Origin of the sequence: Streptomyces hainanensis, assembly GCF_004348415.1 — a bacterium.
In the GTDB taxonomy this organism is placed as follows: Bacteria; Actinomycetota; Actinomycetes; order Streptomycetales; family Streptomycetaceae; genus Streptomyces; species Streptomyces hainanensis.
On record NZ_SMKI01000640.1, the window covers coordinates 1 to 3,428 of the forward strand.

Genomic DNA, 3,428 nt, shown 5'->3' on the forward strand with positions numbered 1-3,428 from the left:
GGGCGGGGGGACGCCGGGGGCTGTGAGCGTTCACAGTAGAGAAACCATTCCGACACTTGTCAATGGTTGTTGCTGTGCGGTTATGTTGGGGATATGCAGTCCGGCGGAGACTGTGTACGTTCCCAGACAGTGCCCAGATGCGGCCCAAGGAGAGTGGTCATGGACCGTCTCGCGTTCGGCGGAGACTACAACCCGGAACAGTGGCCGGAGGAGGTCTGGGACGAGGACGTCGCGCTCATGCGCGAGGCCGGCGTGACGCTCGTCAGCCTCGGGATCTTCTCCTGGGCCCGACTCGAACCGGCCCCCGGCGAGTACGACTTCGACTGGCTCGACCGGATCATCGGCAAGCTCCACGACGCCGGCATCGGCGTCGACCTGGCCACCCCCACCGTGGTGCCGCCCGCCTGGTTCTACCGCGCCCACCCCGAGGCGCTGCCGGTCAGCCGCGAGGGCGTGCGCTGGGCCTTCGGCTCACGGGGCGCGATCTGCCACAGCTCGCCCGCCTACCAGGAGGCCGCGGCCCGCGTCGCCACCGCGCTCGGCGAGCGGTACGGCCACCACCCCGCCGTGCGGATGTGGCACGTGCACAACGAGTACGGCGTCCCCGTCCTCGAGTGCTACTGCGACACCTCGGCCGCCGACTTCCGGCGCTGGCTGCGCGAGCGCCACACCGACCTCGACGCGCTCAACGCCGCCTGGGGCACCGCCTTCTGGGGCCAGAGCTACGGCGACTGGGAGGAGATCCAGCCGCCCCGGCTCACCCCCACCGTCGCCAACCCCGCCATGCGGCTCGACTTCGCCCGCTTCGCCAGCGACAGCGCCCTGGCCAACTTCGTCCGCGAGCGCGACATCCTGCACGAGCTCTCGCCCGGCGTCCCCGTCACCACCAACTTCATGGTCTCGCCCACCCAGTGCGACACGATCGACTACTGGAAGTGGGGCCGCGAGGTCGACATCGTCACCAACGACCACTACCTGGTGGCCGAGGAGGACCGCAACCACATCAACCTCGCCATGGCCGCCGACCTCACCCGCTCCGTCGCCGGCGGCCGCCCCTGGCTGCTCCTCGAACACTCCACCAGCGGCGTCAACTGGCAGACCCGCGGCATCGCCAAGCGGCCGGGCGAGATGGCCCGCAACAGCCTGGGGCACGTGGCCCGCGGCTCCGAGGGCGCGATGTTCTTCCAGTGGCGCGCCTCCCGCTTCGGCGCCGAGAAGTTCCACTCCGCGATGGTGCCGCACGCCGGCACCGACAGCCGCATCTGGCGCGAGGTCGTCCAACTCGGCGCCGACATCGACGCGTTGACACCGTTGCGCGGCAGCCGAACGGTCGCCGACGTCGCCATGGTCTGGGACTGGGAGTCCTGGTGGGCGCAGCGCCTGGAGTGGCGGCCGAGCCAGGACCTCGACACCCGCGAACGCGCCGAGTCCGCCTACGCGGCGCTCTACGACCGCCACCTCACCGTCGACTTCGTCCACCCCGAGGGCGACCTGACCGGCCGCCCGCTGGCCGTCGTCCCCGCGCTCTACCTCGCCACCGCGGCCGCCGGCGAGAACCTGCGCCACTACGTCGAGGACGGCGGCACGCTGCTCGTCTCCTACTTCTCCGGCATCGTCGACGCACACGACGCCGTCCACCCGGGGCCGCACCCCGGCGCGCTGCGCGACGTGCTCGGCCTGACCGTCGAGGAGTTCCAGCCGCTGCGCGCCGGCGAACGCGTCTCGCTGGCCCGCACCGACGGGGCCGGGCCGGTGCTCACCGGGGACGTCTGGGCCGAGACCCTGACCACCCGCGGCGCCGAGCCCGTCTGGCACTACACCGAGGGACCGGCCGCCGGCGGCCCCGCCGTCACCCGGCACGCCCTCGGCGCCGGCACCGCCTGGTACGTCTCGTCCCGCCTCGGCCGGGACGACCTCGACCACGTCCTCGCCGCCGCCTGCGCCGACGCCGGCATCGCCCCACGCGACGACCTGCCGCGCGACGTCGAACTGGTGCGGCGGCGCGGCGAGGACGGCGACTACCTCTTCGCCATCAACCACACCGCCACCGAGGCCAAGGTCGACCTGGCGGCGCACGGCACCGAACTGCTCACCGGGGAACACGTGGCCGGCCGCCTCGTCGTCCCCGCCGGATCCGTGCGGGTGGTGCGACACCCCACGCGGTGAGGGGTGAGGCGCGGAGGAACTGAGGGGCGGGGGCATCGCACGGCACGGCACGCGTCACCGCACGGCACCGCACCGCATCGCACGTCACGTCACGGTATGTCACTCAGGTACTCAGGCACTCATGGAAGGGACCCATGATGCGCAGACGAACCATCCTCCGGGCCGGCACGGCCGCCGCCATCGCGCCCGTCGCGTTAGGCGCCCTCGGCACCGGCGCGGCCCAGGCCGCGCCGGTACGGATCCAGGGCGTCGACCTCTCCTCGATCCCCAAGGGCGAGGCCCGCGGCGCGGTCTTCCGCTACGCCAACGGCACCGCCGGCGACCCCGTCCGCATCCTGCAGGCGGGCGGCGCCAACTACGTCCGGCTCAAGGTCTGGGTCAACTCACCCGACGGCTACCACGGCAAACCCCAGATCCTCGCCATGGCCCGCCGCGCCCAGGCCCTGGGCATGCGGACCCTGATCGACTTCCACTACTCCGACTCCTGGGCCGACCCCGGCCAGCAGACCAAGCCCGCCGCCTGGCGCAACCTGTCCTTCAGCGCGCTCCAACAGGCCGTCTACGACCACACCTACGACATCCTCAACGCGCTGCGCGCCCAGGGCACGCCGGCCGCCATGGCGCAGATCGGCAACGAGATCAACGGCGGCCTGCTGTGGCCGGACGGCCGCTACACCAACTGGCCCCAACTCGGCCGCCTGTTGACGGCCGGCGTCCAGGCGGCCCGCGCCGCCTCACCGGGCATCCTGGTCGCCCTCCACCTCGCCGAGGGCGGCGACAACGGCGGCACGGTGTGGTGGTTCGACAACGCCCGCGCCCAGGGCGTCTCGTTCGACGTCATCGCGCTCTCCTTCTACGGCTACTGGCACGGCACCCTGAACGACCTCCAGTTCAACATGAACGACGTCTCGGCCCGCTACGGCAAGGACGTGCTGGTCGCCGAGACCGCCTACCCGTTCCGGACCGACAGCAAGGACTCCCACCCGCAGATCATCACGGCCCAGGAACCGGTGCCGGGCCTGCCGGCCACCCCCGAGGGCCAGTTGCAGTGGATGCGGTCGATCACCACGGTGGTCTCGCGGGTCCCGAACGGTCGCGGCCTCGGCGTCTTCTACTGGGAGCCGGCGTGGACGGCCGTGGCCGGCAACGGGTGGGACCCGTACGACGCGGGGTCCGGGAACGCGTGGGAGAACCAGGCGCTTTTCGACTACGACAACCGGGCCTTGCCGGCGGTTGTTTGGGGGTGAGGTTTTGCCCCACCC

The 3,428-nt window shown here is 71.9% G+C and carries 2 protein-coding genes; both read left to right on the top strand.

Annotated features, from left to right (window positions below):
* Nucleotides 1–159: 159 nt before the first annotated feature.
* Nucleotides 160–2,166 carry a beta-galactosidase gene (locus tag E1283_RS33990; RefSeq protein ID WP_132822022.1) on the top strand — a complete coding sequence of 669 codons (2,007 nt, stop codon included), beginning with the start codon at nucleotides 160–162 and terminating at the stop codon, nucleotides 2,164–2,166.
* Nucleotides 2,167–2,300: 134 nt separating this feature from the next.
* Nucleotides 2,301–3,413, top strand: a complete 1,113-nt coding sequence (locus E1283_RS33995) for a glycoside hydrolase family 53 protein (RefSeq protein ID WP_341829980.1) — start codon at nucleotides 2,301–2,303, stop codon at nucleotides 3,411–3,413.
* Nucleotides 3,414–3,428 lie beyond the last annotated feature (15 nt).

Bases quoted from the DNA above. Each gene is read 5' to 3' on its own strand.
- E1283_RS33995 (WP_341829980.1), top strand. From the start codon at position 2,301: ATGATGCGCAGACGAACCATCCTCCGGGCCGGCACGGCCGCCGCCATC.
- E1283_RS33990 (WP_132822022.1), top strand. From the start codon at position 160: ATGGACCGTCTCGCGTTCGGCGGAGACTACAACCCGGAACAGTGGCCG.